Origin of the sequence: Pseudomonas sp. UBA6276 (assembly GCF_002438365.1) — a bacterium.
GTDB classification, from domain to species: domain Bacteria; phylum Pseudomonadota; class Gammaproteobacteria; order Pseudomonadales; family Pseudomonadaceae; genus Aquipseudomonas; species Aquipseudomonas coleopterorum.
Genome location: NZ_DJUS01000001.1, coordinates 1 through 18,093, shown reverse-complemented (window position 1 = coordinate 18,093; position 18,093 = coordinate 1). Strand labels below are relative to the sequence as shown.

Annotated in this window: 18 protein-coding genes and 1 tRNA gene; 7 read left to right on the top strand and 12 right to left on the bottom strand. The window is 61.9% G+C overall.

The annotated features are described in order from the left end of the window. Window positions 1–3: 3 nt before the first annotated feature. From B2V21_RS00095 to B2V21_RS00055, 9 genes are all read right to left on the bottom strand, one after another. Window positions 4–987 (bottom strand): ABC transporter substrate-binding protein, encoded by a 984-nt coding sequence (locus tag B2V21_RS00095; protein WP_056842281.1) that lies wholly within the window; start codon window positions 985–987, stop codon window positions 4–6. A 20-nt stretch (window positions 988–1,007) separates the two neighbouring features. Next, window positions 1,008–1,778, bottom strand: coding sequence for an ABC transporter permease (locus B2V21_RS00090; RefSeq protein ID WP_286915660.1), 771 nt, complete (start codon window positions 1,776–1,778; stop codon window positions 1,008–1,010). Between the two features lies 1 nt (window position 1,779). After that, window positions 1,780–2,541, bottom strand: a complete 762-nt coding sequence (locus B2V21_RS00085; protein WP_286915659.1) for an ABC transporter ATP-binding protein — start codon at window positions 2,539–2,541, stop codon at window positions 1,780–1,782. Next, window positions 2,538–3,266, bottom strand: coding sequence for a GntR family transcriptional regulator (locus B2V21_RS00080; protein ID WP_049859932.1), 729 nt, complete (start codon window positions 3,264–3,266; stop codon window positions 2,538–2,540). The genes B2V21_RS00085 and B2V21_RS00080 overlap by 4 nt, the downstream gene beginning before the upstream one ends. A gap of 338 nt (window positions 3,267–3,604) precedes the next feature. Continuing rightward, window positions 3,605–3,680, bottom strand: a tRNA-Gly gene (locus B2V21_RS00075). Between the two features lie 67 nt (window positions 3,681–3,747). Next, on the bottom strand, window positions 3,748–4,308 hold the full coding sequence (gene pgsA / locus B2V21_RS00070; protein ID WP_049859931.1) for a CDP-diacylglycerol--glycerol-3-phosphate 3-phosphatidyltransferase: 561 nt from the start codon (window positions 4,306–4,308) through the stop codon (window positions 3,748–3,750). Window positions 4,309–4,340: 32 nt separating this feature from the next. Further along, entirely contained in the window at window positions 4,341–6,164 is a 1,824-nt protein-coding gene (uvrC, locus tag B2V21_RS00065; RefSeq protein WP_056842276.1) for an excinuclease ABC subunit UvrC, read from the bottom strand. Between the two features lie 2 nt (window positions 6,165–6,166). Continuing rightward, a complete protein-coding gene (gene gacA, locus B2V21_RS00060) occupies window positions 6,167–6,811 on the bottom strand; it encodes a response regulator transcription factor GacA (RefSeq protein ID WP_049859929.1) in 645 nt (214 codons plus the stop codon). 111 nt (window positions 6,812–6,922) lie between these two features. Then, window positions 6,923–7,306, bottom strand: coding sequence for a helix-turn-helix domain-containing protein (locus tag B2V21_RS00055; RefSeq protein ID WP_049859928.1), 384 nt, complete (start codon window positions 7,304–7,306; stop codon window positions 6,923–6,925). A gap of 81 nt (window positions 7,307–7,387) precedes the next feature. On the opposite strand from B2V21_RS00055, the gene B2V21_RS00050 reads away from it, so the two are divergent. After that, window positions 7,388–7,609, top strand: coding sequence for a DNA-binding protein (locus B2V21_RS00050; protein WP_049859927.1), 222 nt, complete (start codon window positions 7,388–7,390; stop codon window positions 7,607–7,609). A 23-nt stretch (window positions 7,610–7,632) separates the two neighbouring features. Here B2V21_RS00050 and B2V21_RS00045 read toward each other — a convergent pair whose 3' ends face one another. Continuing rightward, the gene (locus B2V21_RS00045; RefSeq protein WP_122743367.1) at window positions 7,633–8,076 is read right to left on the bottom strand and encodes a GNAT family N-acetyltransferase; all 444 of its coding nucleotides are present in this window, start codon (window positions 8,074–8,076) and stop codon (window positions 7,633–7,635) included. 554 nt (window positions 8,077–8,630) lie between these two features. On the opposite strand from B2V21_RS00045, the gene B2V21_RS00040 reads away from it, so the two are divergent. Further along, window positions 8,631–9,728 (top strand): 3-deoxy-7-phosphoheptulonate synthase, encoded by a 1,098-nt coding sequence (locus B2V21_RS00040; RefSeq protein WP_090358906.1) that lies wholly within the window; start codon window positions 8,631–8,633, stop codon window positions 9,726–9,728. Window positions 9,729–9,732: 4 nt separating this feature from the next. On the opposite strand, the gene xth is transcribed toward B2V21_RS00040, so the two are convergent. Continuing rightward, window positions 9,733–10,530, bottom strand: a complete 798-nt coding sequence (gene xth, locus B2V21_RS00035; RefSeq protein WP_049859924.1) for an exodeoxyribonuclease III — start codon at window positions 10,528–10,530, stop codon at window positions 9,733–9,735. Between the two features lie 140 nt (window positions 10,531–10,670). Between xth and B2V21_RS00030 the strand changes: the two genes are divergently transcribed. The 3 genes from B2V21_RS00030 (at window position 10,671) to rarD (ending at window position 13,422) form a co-directional block, all read left to right on the top strand. Then, window positions 10,671–10,823, top strand: a complete 153-nt coding sequence (locus tag B2V21_RS00030; RefSeq protein WP_167375944.1) for a hypothetical protein — start codon at window positions 10,671–10,673, stop codon at window positions 10,821–10,823. Window positions 10,824–10,910: 87 nt separating this feature from the next. Continuing rightward, complete coding sequence (locus B2V21_RS00025) at window positions 10,911–12,446, top strand: cyclic diguanylate phosphodiesterase (RefSeq protein ID WP_282346343.1); 1,536 nt, start codon at window positions 10,911–10,913, stop codon at window positions 12,444–12,446. 91 nt (window positions 12,447–12,537) lie between these two features. Next, window positions 12,538–13,422, top strand: a complete 885-nt coding sequence (rarD, locus tag B2V21_RS00020; RefSeq protein ID WP_286915657.1) for an EamA family transporter RarD — start codon at window positions 12,538–12,540, stop codon at window positions 13,420–13,422. A 7-nt stretch (window positions 13,423–13,429) separates the two neighbouring features. On the opposite strand, the gene B2V21_RS00015 is transcribed toward rarD, so the two are convergent. Then, on the bottom strand, window positions 13,430–14,986 hold the full coding sequence (locus B2V21_RS00015) for a TerC family protein (protein ID WP_286915656.1): 1,557 nt from the start codon (window positions 14,984–14,986) through the stop codon (window positions 13,430–13,432). Between the two features lie 370 nt (window positions 14,987–15,356). On the opposite strand from B2V21_RS00015, the gene mexE reads away from it, so the two are divergent. Together mexE and B2V21_RS00005 are read left to right on the top strand one after the other, a co-directional pair. After that, window positions 15,357–16,586 (top strand): multidrug efflux RND transporter periplasmic adaptor subunit MexE, encoded by a 1,230-nt coding sequence (gene mexE / locus B2V21_RS00010; protein WP_049859920.1) that lies wholly within the window; start codon window positions 15,357–15,359, stop codon window positions 16,584–16,586. 12 nt (window positions 16,587–16,598) lie between these two features. Then, window positions 16,599–18,093 (top strand): efflux RND transporter permease subunit (locus B2V21_RS00005; RefSeq protein ID WP_286915655.1); only part of this gene is annotated, 1,495 nt, incomplete at its 3' end.

The following is an 18,093-nucleotide window of genomic DNA, read 5'->3' as shown; positions in this document are numbered from 1 at the left end:
GGGTCAGTTGAGGTGTTTGGATTGGGCGTAGGGTTCGGTCGCGAACAGGTCAGGCGTCAGGTCACCCTTGATCAGGCCGCCCGCAGCAAACACCTGATGCTGGCGACGCAGTGTGTCCAGGTCCTGAGGCTCGAAGGCCAGGCGGTTCATCGCGTTCCATTGGCCGGCATAGACCCGTGCGTCGTTGTCGGGCAGATTGGCGCTCTTCTTCAGGATCGCGACCACTTCATCGGGATGGGCGTCACCCCAGGCCAAGGTGTCACGCAGCGCTGCGATGACCTTTGCCACGGTCTGCGGATGGCCATCGACCAACCCGCTGCTGACCGCGCCGACACCGATGTACGGCACCGCATCGCTTTTGGTCAGGGTTTTCCATTCCTCGGCAAAGCTGCCCAGACGCTTGAGTTTGAGCTCATCGCCGACTTGGGCGATGGTCACCGAACGCAATGCGGCGGCGTCCACCTGGTGCTGAGCGAGGAACTGCGCAAGCCGCGACTCGTTGGCGCCCACCAGTGAAAAGTCGTTGCTGCGGATGCCGTGATTGCCTTCGAGCACCGCGCTGGCGATCACCGCCACCGACGAGCCGGCAGGCGACATGCCGATCTTCTTGCCCTTGAGTTCGGCAAGGGTGTTGACCGGTGAATCGGCGGGCACTACGAATTGCACATCGGCCGGCTGGGTCGCGGCGAAGATCTTGATCGGCACGCCTTCCGCCGCCGAGCTGAACACCCCGGCCAAAGGCGCGCCGAAAGCCAGATCGATGGAGCCTGCAGCCAAGGCACGGACCGGCGCATTGACGTCGGGAAAGTGGAAAAACTCGGCGTCAATGCCGCGCCTGGCGAGGAAATCCTTGGCCTCCAGTACTGAGCCATAACCCAGGCTGACGCCGCTGGTCCAATAGCCGATCCGGACTTTCTCCGCCGCTTGGGCAGCAGCCGACAACGCAGCGCTCGCGGCAAGCGCGGCGACGATGATCAATTTGCGCATCTGGGGTTCAACCTTATGAGTTAAAGACTGTGGGTTTTCCAACGGAACAGCCAGCGTTCCAGGGGTTTGAGGACCCCGGCTTCAAGCAACAACATCAACGCCACCAGCAGCACCGTCCAGGCAAAGACCTGATCGCTTTGCACCAGGTCCGCCGCCTGGCGCAGGCGATAACCGATGCCGTCCGACGCACCCAGCGTTTCCGCGACCAGCGACACACGCCAGCCGAAACCGAACGCCAGGCGCGCACCGGCAAAGAAATGAGGGAGGATGCTGGGCAGGGAAATTTTCAACAGAATCTGCAGGCGCGACATGCGGAACGACTGCGCCAACTCGACGTATTGCCGCTCCACCGTCTGCGCGCCCTGCCAGACGTTGGTGAGGATCAACGGCATGGCGGTCATGAACACCACGAACACCGTAGTGGCATCGGAAATACCGAACCAGATGATCGCGAAAATGGCCCAAATGGCCGATGAGACCGTATTGAATACCGCAAGCAGCGGTTCGAAAAAAAGCGCCAGCATGCGGCTTGTGCCTAATGCCAGCCCGAGCGGCGTGCCCACTAGCACTGCAAGGAAAAACCCGCTGAAAACCCGCCCCATGGTCGCGCCGACGTCATGCAAAAAGGTTTCGCTGTGCAGCAGGCTAGTCAGCGCAGCGAAGACCTTCTGTGGACCGGGCAGTACGAACGACGGCATCCTGCCGGCGGCGTACCACCACACCACCGCAACTACGGCAAGCAGCGCAAGACGCTGCAATACAAGGCTGGAATAGTGTTTGGCCTGTCCCATCTCAGACCTCCAGCCGCAATTGCCGGACGTGCTCGGTCACCGCAGGATCGGTCGGGATACGCGGCCGCGGAAGTGTCAGCGACTTGACCGCGCGCACGCGCCCTGGCCGCGGATCGAGAATCACCACGCGGTCGGCCAGCACTACCGCCTCTTCCACATCATGAGTAACGAACACCACAGTCATGCCAGTAAGCGCGTGCAGGCGCAGCAGCTCGTCGTGCATCTGCCCGCGAGTGCTGGGGTCAAGTTTGGAGAACGGCTCGTCCATCAGCAGAATCCGCGGCTCCACCACCAGGCTGCGCGCCAAAGCGACCCGGCTGCGCATGCCGCCGGACAATTGGTGTGGCCATGACTTGGCGAACGGGACCAGGCCGACCAGTTCCAACACTTGCGCTACCCGCTGTGCCCGCCTGCTCTTGCCCAGCGAAGAGGCCTCCAGGCCGAACGCAATGTTTTCCTGCACACTCCGCCACGGCAGCAAGCGATCTTCCTGAAACATGTAGGCAATTGCCTGCCAATCGTGAAAACGCTCGGCGGGCACCCCCTCGATGGAGAGGGAGCCATGGTCGGTCGGTAGCAACCCGGAGAGAATGTTGAGCAGCGTGCTTTTGCCGCAGCCCGAGGTACCCAGCACGGCGACGATCTCCCCTTGTGCTACATCCAAAGAGATATCACTCAACACCTGCAGCCTATCGAAGCGCTTGTTCAGCCCTCTGGCGCGGAACGCCGAGGGTGCGAGCTCGATATTCAGGGCCGCGTTCATCGGGCGAACCTCGCCGCTAGCATCGGCAGTGACGCTCCGGCTTCGCGAAGGCTGGCATAAACTTTTTCGAGAGTCATGGCCTGGAAGGTTTCGATGTGCCGGCGGGCAATGGACTCCACCCGTTTAGCATCGCCTTCCTCAAACGCGGTGATCAGCGCATTGTGATCGTGCTTGATCTCGGGTTTGGTGCCCTGCACGTTGAACCCGAGCGCCACCAGCCGGCTCATTTCATCCATCAGACTGGACAGCGTCCGCAGCAATCGCTCGTTGCCCGTGGCTTGGGCGATCTCCAGATGAAACGCCTTGTTGGCATCCATGAACACGTCGATCTGGTCCGGCAAGGGGGTCAGATGCCTGACCCGGCAGGCCGCCTCCAACGCTTTGAGTCGGGAAACATCCACCCTGCCGACCGCCAAGCGCGCGGCCAACGGCTCCAGTTGCACACGCAGCGTGAACACTTCCTCCACATCTTTCACGGTGATGGCCGCCACCTGGTAGCCCTTGCGTGGACGCGACGTGACCAGATGTTCGTGGCACAGCCGGGTCAGGGCAATGCGGCAGCTGCTCTTGCCGATGTCGTACATCTGCATCAAGGCAGGCTCGGTGATGTTCACGCCCGGCATCAAGCGGCACGACAGGATGTCACGACGAATGCGCGCATAGGCGGCATCGCCCTGGTTGCTACTATCGACACAAATGTCCGACGCGACGGATGACAGCGACATGAACGACCTACCCAAGTGTGTGAGCAGCTCACAGCGTTGGTCTGTGAGGCTTACTGGAGGCCGCTAAGCTAAAACAATTGCGGTTGAACTCGAACGATTTGTTTGGGCTATGAATATGCCGGGAGCGCATATTGTGAGCGGCTCAGCGTGCGTAGGACGTGAGCATGTGAGTCGGCAAGGGATGGGCACGGTCTGAAAAAAGCAGCGTAGACGGTCGTCTCGGAGCTGATAGCAGAGTTTCGAACGGCCTGCCGGGTTTTTTCGAGGCAACGAAAAAAGGACCCGAAGGTCCTTTTTTCAATGATCAGCAGAATTCATGAAATCCTGCAGATCCAATTTGGAGCGGGAAACGAGACTCGAACTCGCGACCCCGACCTTGGCAAGGTCGTGCTCTACCAACTGAGCTATTCCCGCGTCGTGTTGACGGGCGCCATTCTATCTAATCGGCGACACCCGTCAAGCCTTTGATTCAAAAATAGTTTTATTTTTTCTCAGCGGTCGTGCGCAAGTGTGGCCAGGCGGCGCGCAGGTATTGCAGCATGGACCACAGGGTCAACGCGGCGGCGACGATCAAAAGCGTATAGCCGACGATGACCCAGAAGGTCACTGCCTTGGGGTTGGCCAGCAGGATGACCAGCGCCAGCATCTGCGCAGCGGTCTTCCATTTGCCCATGTTGGACACTGCCACCTGGGCCCGCGCGCCGATCTCGGCCATCCACTCGCGCAGCGCGGAAACGACGATCTCGCGGCCGATGATGATGGCAGCAGGCAAAGTCAGCCAGAAGTTGGCGTGCTCCTGCACCAGCAGCACCAGGGCCACCGCCACCATGAGCTTGTCGGCCACCGGGTCGAGGAAGGCGCCGAACGGCGTACTCTGCTCCCAACGACGGGCCAGATAGCCATCCAGCCAGTCGGTGGCTGCCGCGATCGCGAACACCGTACTGGCTGCCATGTAGCTCCAATGGTAAGGCAGATAGAACAGCAGTATGAAGAACGGTATCAGCAGGACGCGCAGTACGGTAAGCAAGTTAGGGATATTCATCGGCACAACTGGCTGCAAGGTGAGATGGCATTCTACTCGCTGTGCAGGTTCGCATAAATCGACTCTGCCAGCTTTTTACTGATTCCCGGTGCCTTGGCGATTTCCTCGACACTGGCACGGGCGATTTCCTGTAGCCCGCCGAAATGCTTGAGCAGTTCGCGACGGCGCTTTGGCCCGACGCCTGCCACTCCTTCAAGGGTGGAGGTACGTCGGGTCTTGCCGCGCCGTGCACGGTGACCGGTGATTGCAAAACGGTGGGCTTCGTCACGGATCTGCTGGATCAGGTGCAGCGCCGGCGAATCACCCTTGAGCGTGAACTCGTGAGCCACGTCGTTGAGGTACAACGTTTCGAAGCCGGCCTTGCGCGTCGTGCCCTTGGCCACGCCGAGCAGGATCAGGTCGGGTATGGCCAGCTCGTTGAGGACGTCCCGGGCCATGTTCAACTGGCCCTTGCCACCGTCCACCAACAGCACGTCTGGCAGCTTGCCCTCGCCTGCCTTGATCTTGCTGAAGCGCCGCATGAGCGCCTGATGCATGGCCGCGTAATCATCGCCTGCGGTAACGCCATCGATGTTATAGCGACGGTAATCGGACTTGATCGGCCCTTCGGGGCCGAACACCACGCATGACGCCACGGTGGCTTCACCGCTGGAGTGGCTGATGTCGTAGCACTCGAGGCGCTGCGGGGGCTCGTCCAGGTTCAGCACCTCGGCCAGCGCATCGAAACGCGCGGCGACGTGCTGGCGGTTGGCGAGGCGTGCGCCCAGCGCCTGCTCGGCGTTGGTCACCGCCAACTGCTGCCAGCGTGCCCGAGTGCCGCGCACGCGATGGCTGAGGCTCAGCTCGCGTCCACGCAGGGTGTCGAGGGCATCGAGCAACGCTTCGTGGTCTTCGGGAATGACGTTGACGATCAACTCGCTGGGCAGGTCGCGCTCGGAACTGCCCAGGTAGTACTGCGACAGGAACGCCGACATGACCTCGGCGACCTCCTCTTCGATACCCACTTGGGGAAAGAAATTCTTGCTGCCCAGAACCCTGCCGCTGCGCACGGTGATGAGGTGCACGCAGGCACCGCCCGGATTGACGAAAGCGGCGATGACGTCGACGTCGCCGCTGCCGCCTTCCATGCTTTGCTGGTCCTGCACACGGCGCAGCAGGCCGATCTGGTCGCGCAGTTGCGCAGCCTCCTCGAACTGCAGGTCCATCGCCGCCTTCTCCATGCTGGCCGACAGCTCATTGGTCAGCTGGTTGCTGCGCCCTTCCAGGAACATCACCGAATGGCGCACGTCCTCGGCGTATTCCGGCGCTTCCACCAACCTGACGCACGGTGCCTTGCAGCGTTTGATCTGGTGCTGCAGACAGGGGCGCGTACGATTCCTGAAATAGCTGTCCTCGCACTGACGCACGAAGAAGGTTTTCTGCAGCAGGCTCAGGCTTTCACGGATCGCCCCGGCGCTTGGGTACGGGCCGAAGTATCGACCCTTGGCTTTCTTGGCGCCCCGGTGAATGCTCAACCGTGGAAATTCGCCGTCGGACAGAAACACATACGGGTAGGACTTATCGTCACGCAGCAGAATGTTGTAGGGCGGCCGCCATTCCTTGATCAGGGTCTGCTCGAGCAGCAGCGCCTCGGTCTCGTTGGCAGTGATGGTGGTTTCGATCTGGTGGATCTTGCCCACCAGCGCGGCCGTCTTGGGTGCCTGGCCGGTCTTGCGGAAATAGCTGGCAAGACGCTTCTTGAGGTTCTTGGCCTTGCCCACGTACAGCAGGCGCATGGCGTCGTCGAACATCCGGTACACGCCCGGACGTCCGCTGCAGGTGGCAAGAAAGGCACTGGGATCGAATGGAGCGGTCATGGTCAAAGGTTGGTGTCTACCATGCCATGCCGGACCGCCAGCAAGGTCAATTCCACATCACTGGTCACGGAAAGCTTCTCGAAGATCCGGTAGCGGTAGGTGTTGACCGTCTTTGGCGACAGGCAGAGCTTATCTGAGATGATCTGGACCTTCTGGCAGCCAACGATCATCAAGGCAATCTGGATTTCCCGTTCGGACAACAGGTCGAACGGCGAATGGCTGGTCTGTGGCTGAAATGACTTGAGCGCCAGCTGTTGGGCAATCTGTGGGCTGATGTAGCGCTGACCGGCGAAGACCAGGCGAATGGCCTGAACCATTTCTGCCAGCCCTGCGCCCTTGGTCAGGTACCCCGCCGCACCAGCTTGCAGCAGGCGCGTGGGGAATGGGTCTTCCTCGCAGACGGTCACGGCGACCACCTTTATATCGGGGTGGCTGCGCAACAGTTTGCGCGTGGCTTCGAGACCACCGATGCCGGGCATCTTGACGTCCATCAGGACCACGTCCGGCTTGAGATCGCGGGCAGACTGCAGCGCCCCCTCGCCCGACTCCGCCTGGCCCACGACCTGCAGATCATCGATATCGGCGAGCATGCGCGTGATACCGGTACGGACCAGGTCGTGATCGTCGACTACTAGAACCCGAATCAAACGGACACCTCGTAATAGTGGTCTCGGGGAATGCCGCCACAGTAGCAAACATTGCCCCCTTGGACCTAGCTCAAAGCGTCATGGATATGGCGTTGCACGTCGATGCGACAATTAATCAGGACGCTTTGCAGGCGCTATTTTTTTCTGGACCCTGCCGCGTACCGAATAGTTCGCCGCCATCTCGGCCATGCTGTTGGCCAGATTGCTCAGAGCTGCTTGCCCAGACGTAGGAAGTATCCGATATGTCTCTAGGACTTTTTCCTCGCCTCCGCTGAGTGCCTGCTCGGCGAGGGGTGTCCGGCGCCCCAGCACGACATACAGAACGTCGACGCCTATCGTCGAAACAGCTGCCAAATAGTCGGCTCTGGGGGATCTTTCACCATTTTCGTACTTGCCCTGGGCATTGGGTTCCACCCCGCCCACTTGGCCAAACTCTCGTTGCGTGAGCTCCAGACGCTCGCGCTCTTCCCTTAGTCGGGGACCGATTCCAGTCATTTGAATGTATAATCCTTTATCGAAACACCCGAAACGGTGCTGAAAAATACTACTTTGAACCATCTAAAACGGACTTGAACTATGCATGGTATACGGACTGCCGCACAAGCCAGGGCCTGGCTCGATCAGCAAGGGAAATCGGTACAAGAGTTTGCGCGCGAGCATGGCGTGGACCCAGCCACCACCTATCAGGTGCTGGCCGGACGCAAGAAAGGACGGCGTGGCGAGGCGCACAAGGTCGCCGTGCTACTGGGCATGAAGCTGGGCACCATCACCGTCACGCTGGAGCCCGGCCAGCGCTGACAGGGGCAGCGCCGGGGACGCCGTCAGTGGCCGCGTCTGGGCAGGACAAGCTCCATGCGCAGAAAGCTGTCCTGCTCGCCCACCACTTCGAAACCGTTGCGGCTGTAGAGTCGCTGCGCGGGATTGACCTTGAACACCATCAGTCGTATTCGCGGCAAGCGCTCACTGCGCGCCAGCAGCGCGACCTGTTCGAGCACCCATTGACCCACGCCTTGCCCACGATGCGCCGGAAGCAGATGCAACTCGCGAATGAACAGGGCCTGGGTATCTCTGGAAAGGCTGATGTAGCCCAGTGATACCGTATCGCGGCAGATCACCCGGTTATCGCGCCAGTGCCAGGCCTGGTCGAAGCCGGCGTCTAGCCAGAGCAGGTCGTGCCGAGCGTAGTAAGGCAGCATGGCCTGCCGAGTGAGGTCTCGGGCGAACCGCAGATCGGCATTGGCAGCAGGCCGTAGGTACAGAGTCATCGAATTGTCTCTACTGCGAGAATGGGCTTGAATCCTTCGCCACGGCTGAAGTAAGCTCCAGCCATCTACCGGAGATGCACAATGTCGCACAACACCCTCAGCCCTGCATCCTTGCCTGCGACCTGCGCAGCAATGACGGCTGTGCGTGCACCGGTAAGCTTTTATTTTGGGTATTGGTTTAGCCACTGGCGCGCCTGATACCCATCTCGGCGCCCATTTCGTAGGGGTCGCCTGACAGAGAATTCTCAACCCCCGGTCGGCTCCCCGACCGGGGGTTTTTGCTTTTCAGGGTTTCACGCTTTACAGCACATCATCTTTCTACCGGCACTTTCGCCACGAATCGAGGAACGCTTCATGACCTACTTCACTTATTACCGCTTCGACACTTGCGACTTCTGGCGATTTAGCAACCTCCGTTCGGGCCAGCCTGCCGCCTCCGACCGGTCGCTCATGGGTGGCATGACCCTCAGTCCAGATTCCCCGGCACTTTGTCGAACACCTTGATAGGACAGCGCAAGCGGGCAACCACCCCGCCGCTGTCCAGGAACTTGATCATGAACAACAGCCTGACCGCTCTGCCTCGCACCACCCTCGTCCAGCCCCACGCTGTGAAGGACGCCGCCAATACATCGGCGACCCATCGCCTGCCCAGCCATTTCGCGCTCAAGCAACAGCTGCCCGTACCGGACCCACTCGCGGCCCAGGTACAAAATCACCGTCTTGCCATCCGCGCCATTCTCGAAGGCCGTGACCCACGCCTGCTGGTGGTGGTCGGCCCCTGTTCCTTGCACGATCCAAAGTCCGCACTCGAGTACGCCCGCAACCTGAGCCAGCTGGCCCACGAGCTCAACGGCGAGATGCTGCTGGTGATGCGCGCCTACGTGGAAAAGCCACGCACCACGGTGGGCTGGAAAGGCCTGGCGTACGATCCTTACCTGGACGGCACCGACGACATGGCGGGCGGCCTGACCCTGTGCCGCGACCTGATGCGCGAAATGCTGACCTTGGGCCTGCCGCTGGCCAGCGAAGTGCTGCAGCCAATGGCAGCGGGCTACTTCGATGACCTGTTGAGCTGGGTCGCAATCGGCGCGCGCACCACCGAATCGCAGATCCATCGCGAACTGGCCAGCGGCCTGGGCATCCCGGTGGGCTTCAAGAACGGCACCGACGGCAGTGTAGGCGTGGCCTGCGATGCCATGCGCAGTGCGGCACACGCTCATCGCCACTTCGGTATCGATCCGCAAGGGCACCCGGCGATGATCGACACCACCGGCAACCCCGACACCCACCTGGTGTTGCGTGGCGGCCACCGAGGCCCGAACTACGACCGGCAGAGTGTCGCTCAAGTCCATCACGACCTGGCCAAGGCAGGCGTGAAAGCGCGGATCATGGTCGACTGCAGCCATGCCAACAGTGGCAAGGACCCTCTGCGTCAGCCAGCGGTGTTCGACGATGTGCTGCAGCAGCGCCTGGACGGCGATCGGTCGTTGGTGGCGGTCATGTTGGAAAGCCACTTGCAGGAAGGCAATCAGCCCATCAGTGGGCACATGCGCTATGGCGTGTCGGTCACCGATGGCTGCCTGGGCTGGGCGGCCACCGAGCAGTTGCTGCGCAAGGGTGCCCAGCGCCTGCGAGGGGTGGCCGACGCCTGAGGCATCAGCGCTTGCGCTTGCGTGTGCCGATCTGGATCCAGGTCGGCGCATGGTCGCTGGCGTGTGCCTCGTTGCGCACCCAGGCATCCACGCCGGCGTCCGTCAGGTACGGCGCCAGTGCCGGGTTGAGCAGCAGGTGATCGATGCGCAACCCGGAATTCTTCTGCCAGTGCTGTCGGAAGTAGTCCCAGAAGGTGTAGATGCGCTCTTCCGGGTACAGCGCGCGTAGCGCGTCGGTCCAGCCTTGCTCGAGCAGCCGCGCATAGGCTTCCCGACTTTCGGGTTGCAGCAAGGCGTCCTTGAGCCAGGACTTGGGGCTGTAGATGTCCTGATCGGTGGGCACTACATTGTAGTCACCCGCCAGTACGACAGGATGATCGCTGGATTGCAGCGTACTGGCGTGCTCGATCAGGCGTTCGAACCAGGCCAGCTTGTAGTCGAACTTGGGGCCTGGCTGAGGGTTGCCGTTGGGCAGGTACAGGCAGCCGACCAGTACACCGTGTACGGCTGCTTCCAGGTAGCGGCTCTGCTGCTCGTCCGGATCGCCGGGCAGGCCTCGGCGACTCTCCAAAGGTTGCGCGTCCCGAGCCAGGATGGCAACGCCATTCCATGACGACTGTCCGTGCCAGAGGGCACCGTACCCTACGGCTTCCAACGCGCTGGCGGGGAAGTCCTTGTCGGCTGCCTTGAGCTCCTGCAGACACACGATGTCCGGCTGATCGCGTTCCAGCCAGGCGATCAGGTTGGCCTGATGCGCACGGATGCCGTTGACGTTGAAGGTGGCGATCTTGAGTTTTTTCATCCGTGCCGGGCTCCCTTGGCTGACTGGCCTTGCATGTGACCTTGCGCAGTCGCAATAGGTCGTGGGAGGACAGCGCCTGGCAGGCAACCAAATGGATACGACCGAGTCAAACCAGTACGCCTTGAACACCGGAGATCACCATGAAAATGCTTCCATTCGCTGGGCTGGTGCTTAGCCTGGCGCTGCTGCAAGGCTGTTTCGACAGTGCTGACAAGAGCACCACCAAAGGCAACAACGACGGCACACCGTCCTCGGTGCAGATGCAGAAGCCGGATCAATCCAAGGATAAATAAATACCCGCGCCTGCCCCTGCAGGCGCTTTCATGAAATGATGGCGACTTCCCCGTCCGCTGTCTCCGCGCACAAGGATTGTCGCCTTCATGCCGTTGCAACTCGCCGCTTCCAAACGCCGATATTCGCGTCTGCTGCTGCCCTGGGTAGCGGCAGCGGTGCCATTGGTCTGCGGCGCGCTCATTTTGAGCTGGGAAGCCGACCGTTCGCTGAACTCGGCGGCTGTGCGCACCAGTCAACTGGCGATCGAGCAATTCGAACTTATCCTCGACAACGTGGCGGCAGCCGCCGATGCAGTCCTGCCGCTGTCCGGCCAACCGTGCGCTCAAGTGCAACCGGCCCTGCTCGATCAGGTCACCCGGCGGCCCTTCGTGCGCTCGGTGAACCTGATCGACGCCGGCACACTGTATTGCAGCTCGCTGTCCGGCGACGTCAGCGAAGCAGTGGACCCGCTCGACTACGTCGATGGACAGTTGTGGCTGCTGGCGGGCAATCCGGTGACACCTGACCGCGGCTTGTTGATCTACCGTGCCACCCGTGGCCAGGCCAGCGTATTGAGCACCGTCGACGGCTATCACTTGTCCAACGCCTTGCGAATGATGGGCTCGGCCAACGCGATCACCCTGCAGGTGGGTCCGAACTGGATCGAGGCCAATGGCAAGGTTCATCAAGGCACTGCACCCGTGTCGGCGGTGGCCCACACGCAGCTTAAGTCTGCGCGTTATCCGTTCAGCGTCGTCAGTGGCTTCCCGGCCGGGGCCCGCTGGACCGTGATTCGTGAACAGTACATCGGGATGTTCGCCCTGCTGCTGCTGATCGCGGCGGTTGCCGGTGGGCTCTGCCGGTGGGCCATGAGCCGCTCCCCATCGCGCTACCAGGAACTGCAACGCGCCCTGGATGCAGGGGAGTTCGTGCCCTTCTTCCAGCCCATCGTGCTCAGCCAGGGGGGCACCTGGGCCGGTGTGGAGGTGTTGATGCGCTGGCAGCATCCGCGTGAAGGCCTGGTCCGTCCGGATTTGTTCATCCCCTATGCCGAAGACTGTGGATTGATCGTGCCCATGACCCGCCTGCTGATGAAGCGCACGGCGCACCAACTGGCGGCCTGCCTGGATCACCTGCCGGAGGGTTTCCACGTCGGCATCAATGTCACCGCGCGGCATTGCCAGGACCCGGCGTTGTTCGACGACTGCAAGGCATTCCTCGATGCTTTTCCGCAAGGCCGGATCGCCTTGACCCTGGAGCTGACCGAACGTGAGCTGATCCAGCCCTGCGCCGAGATCCACGGGCTGTTCGACCGTCTGCGTGGACTGGGCGTGAGCATTGCGATCGACGATTTCGGTACCGGCCAGTCGAGCCTTAGCTATCTGCAGCAATTCAAGGTCGACCTCCTCAAGATCGACCAGAGCTTCGTAGCCATGATCGGCGTCAACACCCTTTCGCGGCATGTGCTGGACAGCATCATCGAGCTGTCGGCCAAGCTCGGCCTGCAAGTAGTGGCCGAAGGCGTGGAAACCGAGGAGCAACGCGCCTACCTCGCGGCACGGGAGGTGAAGTACCTGCAAGGGTATCTGTTCGCCCGGCCCATGCCGCCGACGGATTTCGAGCGGGCACTGCGGCAGGGCTGAAAGCACGGCCTCTGAACGCACAGGTTGTACCCTGCTCGGCTGCCTGAGATCATTGTCGGCTCAGTCAGGTTTTTGCGTTTCGAGGCTCCCCTTGTCCAAAGGCATCATCACATCCGTCACGGCGTCGACCTTGTTCGCCGTGATGTATTTCTATACCTCGTTGCTGGCGCCCCTGAGTGGCGAAGAGATGTTCGGCTGGCGCATGCTGCTGACCCTGCCCTGCGTGACCCTGTTCATGTGGCTCAGCGGCGATCTGCCGCTGATCGGCAAGGTCTGGCGTCGCATTGCCCAGCGCCCGGTACTGTTGCTCGGCTCGATCGGTACCTCGGCGCTGATGGGCGTGCAGCTGTGGCTGTTCCTCTGGGCACCGCTGCACGGGCGCAGCCTGGAAGTGTCGTTGGGGTATTTCCTGCTGCCGCTGACCATGGTGCTGACCGGGCGTCTGGTGTATGGCGAACAGCTCTCGCATCTGCAGAAACTGGCGGTACTCTGCGCCTCCTGTGGTGTGGGCCACGAATTGTTCCAGCATGGCCGCTTCGCTTGGGAAACGCTGCTGGTGGCAGCCGGCTACCCGGTGTATTTCGTGCTGCGCCGCGCGTGCCGCAACGATCACCTGGGCGGGTTGTGGACGGACATGTGCCTCATGCTGCCGGCGGCGCTGTTGTTCATCGTGCAAGGGCATCTGTCATCGGCGGATATGGACGCGCGACCGCTGCTGTACGTGCTGATCCCGATTCTGGGGGTGATCAGCGCCTCGGCATTGATCTGCTATGTGATGGCCAGCCGCCTGCTGCCGTTCAGCCTGTTCGGACTGCTCAGCTATGTGGAGCCGGTGTTGTTGGTGGGTGTGGCGCTGTTGCTGGGCGAGAGCATCGCGCCAGACCAGTGGCTGACCTACTTGCCGATCTGGCTGGCGGTGCTGGTGTTGATGTTCGAGGGGGCCAAGCATCTGGCTCGCTCGCGTCGCGCGGTGTGATACCGCGCTAGACGTCTACTGGCTGCTTGCGCAGGAGCACCTGCTTGACCCGACGCTCCTCGACCGTCAGCACGGTCAGGGTCCATTGCTCCCACTGCAGGGTATCGCCTTGTTTGGGCAAACGGTCGAGCAGGCTCATGACCATGCCCGCCAGGGTTTGGTAGTCGTTGGTCGGCGGCGCATCGAAACCGATGCGCGTCTGGATCTGCCTGAGGTCCAGTGCGGCGCTGACGCGATAGCCATCGTCCTGCTCGACGATGTCCGGGGCCTGCACCTCACTGGCGTCGGGCAGCTCGCCTGCGATCGATTCGAGAATGTCGGTCATGGTCAGAATCCCGATGAACCCACCGAACTCGTTGACCACGAACGCGATGTGCGTGGACTGCGCGCGCATCTGCTCCAAAGCGTTGAGAATGCTGAAGCTTTCGAGCAGATTGATCGGCTGGCGCGCCAGGCTGGCCAGGCCCGGTGCCTCACCGGCCAGGAGTTGCTTGAGCAGCTCTTTCTTGTGAACGAAACCCAGCGGCTCGTCGACCTGACCCTGAGCGATCAATGGCAGGCGTGAGTAGGACGACTGCATCAGGGTCTGCTCGGTGACTTCCCGCGACGCGTCCAAATCCAGACAGTCGACCTGGGCACGCACGGTCATGATGCTGCGGATCGGCTTTTCGGCCAGGTTCAGTACCCCGCTGATCATCACCCGCTCGCGTCTGTCAAACAGCGCTTCGCTCGGCTCCTCCCCTACCAGGTCTTCGATTTCCTCGTCCATGGCTTCGCTGGCCGGACGGCGACCGCCGAGCAGGCGCAACACGGCGTGGGCGGTGCGCTCGCGCATCGGCCGGTCCTGGTGCTTGTGTTTGCGCCGTGCCCGCGCGATCTGGTTGAACACCTCGATCAGGATCGAGAAACCGATCGCGGCGTACAGGTAGCCCTTGGGAATGTGGAAGCCCAGGCCTTCGGCGGTCAGCGCGAAGCCGATCATCATCAGGAAGCCCAGGCACAGCATGATCACCGTCGGGTGGCTGTTGACGAAACGGGTCAACGGCTTGCTGGCGACGATCATCAGGCCGATGGAGAAGATCACCGCGATCATCATGATCGACAGTTCATCCACCATGCCCACGGCGGTGATGACCGCATCCAGGGAGAACACCGCATCGAGCACGACGATCTGCGCAACGATCGGCCAGAACAGTGCGTAGGTCTTGACCCCAGCGCGCTGAGCGACATGCCCTTCGAGCCGTTCGTGCAACTCCATGGTGGCCTTGAACAGCAGGAAGACACCGCCGAACAGCATGATCAGGTCACGCCCGGAGAACGTCTTGCCGAACACTTCGAACAAGGGCTCGGTCAGGGTCACCATCCAGGAAATACTGGCCAGCAGGCCCAGACGCATGATCAACGCCAGGGACAGGCCGATCACCCGCGCGCGATCGCGCTGATGGGGCGGCAGCTTGTCGGCGAGAATCGCGATGAACACCAGGTTGTCGATGCCCAGAACCAGTTCCAGGACGATCAGGGTCGCCAGGCCGAGCCAGGCCGTGGGGTCGGCTAGCCATTCCATGGAAGGTTACTCGTCAGGCAGGGGAAGGATGTTGCGGGAAGCGCGGGACTGCAAGGTTCCGGGAGGGGGTTCATAGAGGTCTTGAGTAGTTTCGGAATCTGATCCTACCGCTGCCAGAACAAATTCCTACAGTGGGAAAGTATTTCAAAGATTGTATACCTGTGCCGTCACCGCCGAAGCCGCCGTCGCGCTTCTATCGATGAGATCGATAGCAAGCTTAGTATCTACCTGAAAATCAAGCACTTGGTGCGGTGTTCATCATTCACGCTGATAGTTACCTTCGAACCATTCGATTCGTCGATGGTCGCGCCCGCGCCGCATCATCCGCCCCATCGTTAATGCTCCCTTAACTCACTTGGCGGATCTGCACATGCACCAGTCACTCACTCCGTTGCGTTTCCCGTTGGCGGCCCTTGCGCTGATGGTGATCAGCGCCTGCGGCAAAACGCCGGACGTTGCTCAGGCCCCGCCTGCTCCCAAGGTCACCGTGGCTCAGGTGCTGGAACAGCCGGTCAATGAATGGGACGAGTTCACCGGACGCCTGGAAGCGCCGGAAACCGTCGAGATCCGTCCACGCGTGTCGGGCCAGATTGACCAGGTAGCCTTCACCGAGGGCGCCCTGGTGAACAAGGGCGACCTGCTGTTCCAGATCGATCCGCGGCCGTTCCAGGCCGAAGTGCGACGCCTGGAAGCACAATTGCAACAGGCCCGCGCCAATTCCGTGCGCAGCGACAACGAAGCCCAGCGCGGTCAGCGCCTGCAGGCGAGCAACGCCATCTCCGCCGAGCTGGCCGAAACCCGCAGCAGCGCCGCGCAGGAATCGCGCGCCGCGCTGGCCGGCATTCAGGCACAGCTGGACTTGGCCCGCCTGAACCTGAGCTTCACCCGCGTGACAGCGCCGATCAGCGGCCGCGTCAGCCGCGCCGAGATCACCGCCGGCAATATCGTCACCGCCGATGTGACGCCGCTGACCAGTGTGGTCTCCACCGACAAGGTGTACGCCTACTTCGATGCCGACGAGCGGGTGTACCTCAAGTACACCCAACTGGCCCGGCAAGGTCAGCGTGGCCAGACCACCCCGGTCTACCTGGGCCTCTCCAACGAGCCCGGCAACCCGCACCTGGGGCACATGAATTTCGTCGACAACCAGGTCAACCCCAAGACCGGCACCATCCGCGGTCGCGCGGTGTTCGACAACAAGGACGGCAGTTTCACCCCTGGTTTGTACGCCCGGCTGAAGCTGGTGGGCAGCGCCACCTACTCGGCCGTGCTGATCAAGGACGAAGCGGTAGGTACCGACCTGGGCAAGAAATTCGTGCTGGTGATGGACCCGGACAACAAGGCCGCCTACCGCAGCATCGAGCTGGGGCCCAAATTGGAAGGCCTGCGCATCGTGCGCAGCGGCCTGAACAAGGGTGACCGCATCGTCATCAATGGCCTGCAGCGCGTCCGGCCCGGTGCCCAGGTCGATCCCGAGGTTGCCCAGATGGCCAGCCCCGCGACCCTCGCCGCCCTGGCCGAACAGCGCCAGGCCCTGGAAGCCAGCAACACGCCCGCAACGCCGGTCAAGGTTGCCAGCGTTTCGACTCCACGCGGTTAAGGGATCACTGCGATGAACTTCTCTCAATTCTTCATCAAGCGGCCGATCTTCGCCGCCGTGCTGTCGCTGATCATTCTGATCGCCGGCGCCATCTCGCTGTTCCAGCTGCCGATCAGCGAGTACCCCGAAGTGGTGCCACCGACCGTGGTGGTGCGTGCCAGTTTCCCCGGTGCCAACCCCAAGGTCATCGGTGAAACGGTGGCCGCGCCTCTGGAGCAGGCCATCACCGGTGTGGAGAACATGCTGTACATGTCCTCGCAGTCCACCGCCGACGGCAAGCTGACCCTGACCCTGACCTTCGCTCTGGGCACCGACCTGGACAACGCCCAGGTGCAAGTGCAGAACCGTGTGACCCGCACTCAGCCAAAGCTGCCTGAAGAGGTGACCCGGATCGGCATCACCGTGGACAAGGCCTCGCCGGACCTGACCATGGTGGTCCACCTGACCTCCCCCGACCAGCGCTACGACATGCTCTACCTGTCTAACTATGCCACCTTGAACATCAAGGACGAACTGGCCAGGCTCAACGGCATCGGCGACGTGCAGCTGTTCGGCATGGGCGACTATTCGCTGCGGGTCTGGCTGGACCCGAACAAGACCGCGTCGCGCAACCTGACGGCCACCGACGTGGTCACCGCCATTCGCGAACAGAACCGCCAGGTCGCTGCCGGCCAACTGGGCGCCCCGCCTGCGCCCAATGCCAGCAGTTTCCAGCTGTCGGTCAACACCCAGGGTCGCCTGGTCACCGAGGAAGAGTTCGAGAACATCGTCGTGCGCGCCGCCGACGACGGTGAAATCACCCGCCTCAAGGACATCGCCCGGGTGGAGCTGGGCTCCAGCCAGTACGCGCTGCGCTCGCTGCTCAACAACCAGCCGGCAGTGGCCCTGCCGATCTTCCAGCGGCCCGGCTCCAATGCCATCGACGTGTCCAATCAGGTTCGGGCCAAGATGGCCGAACTGAAACAGTCGTTCCCTGAAGGCATGGACTACAGCATCGTCTACGACCCGACCATTTTCGTGCGCGGTTCGATCGAAGCGGTGGTGCATACCCTGTTCGAAGCGCTGATCCTGGTCGTGCTGGTGGTGATCCTGTTCCTGCAGACCTGGCGGGCGTCGATCATTCCGCTGGTGGCGGTACCGGTGTCGCTGATCGGCACCTTTGCGGTGATGCACATGTTCGGCTTCTCGCTCAACGCGCTGTCGCTGTTCGGCCTGGTGCTGGCCATCGGCATCGTGGTGGACGACGCCATCGTGGTGGTAGAGAACGTCGAGCGTAACATCGAGCTGGGCCTGGAACCGGTGGCCGCCACCGAGCGGGCCATGCGCGAGGTCACCGGGCCGATCATCGCCACGGCCCTGGTGCTGTGCGCGGTGTTCGTGCCGGCAGCGTTCATTTCCGGCCTCACGGGGCAGTTCTACAAGCAGTTCGCCCTGACCATTGCCATTTCCACGGTCATTTCGGCGTTCAACTCGCTGACCTTGTCGCCGGCACTGGCGGCGGTGCTGC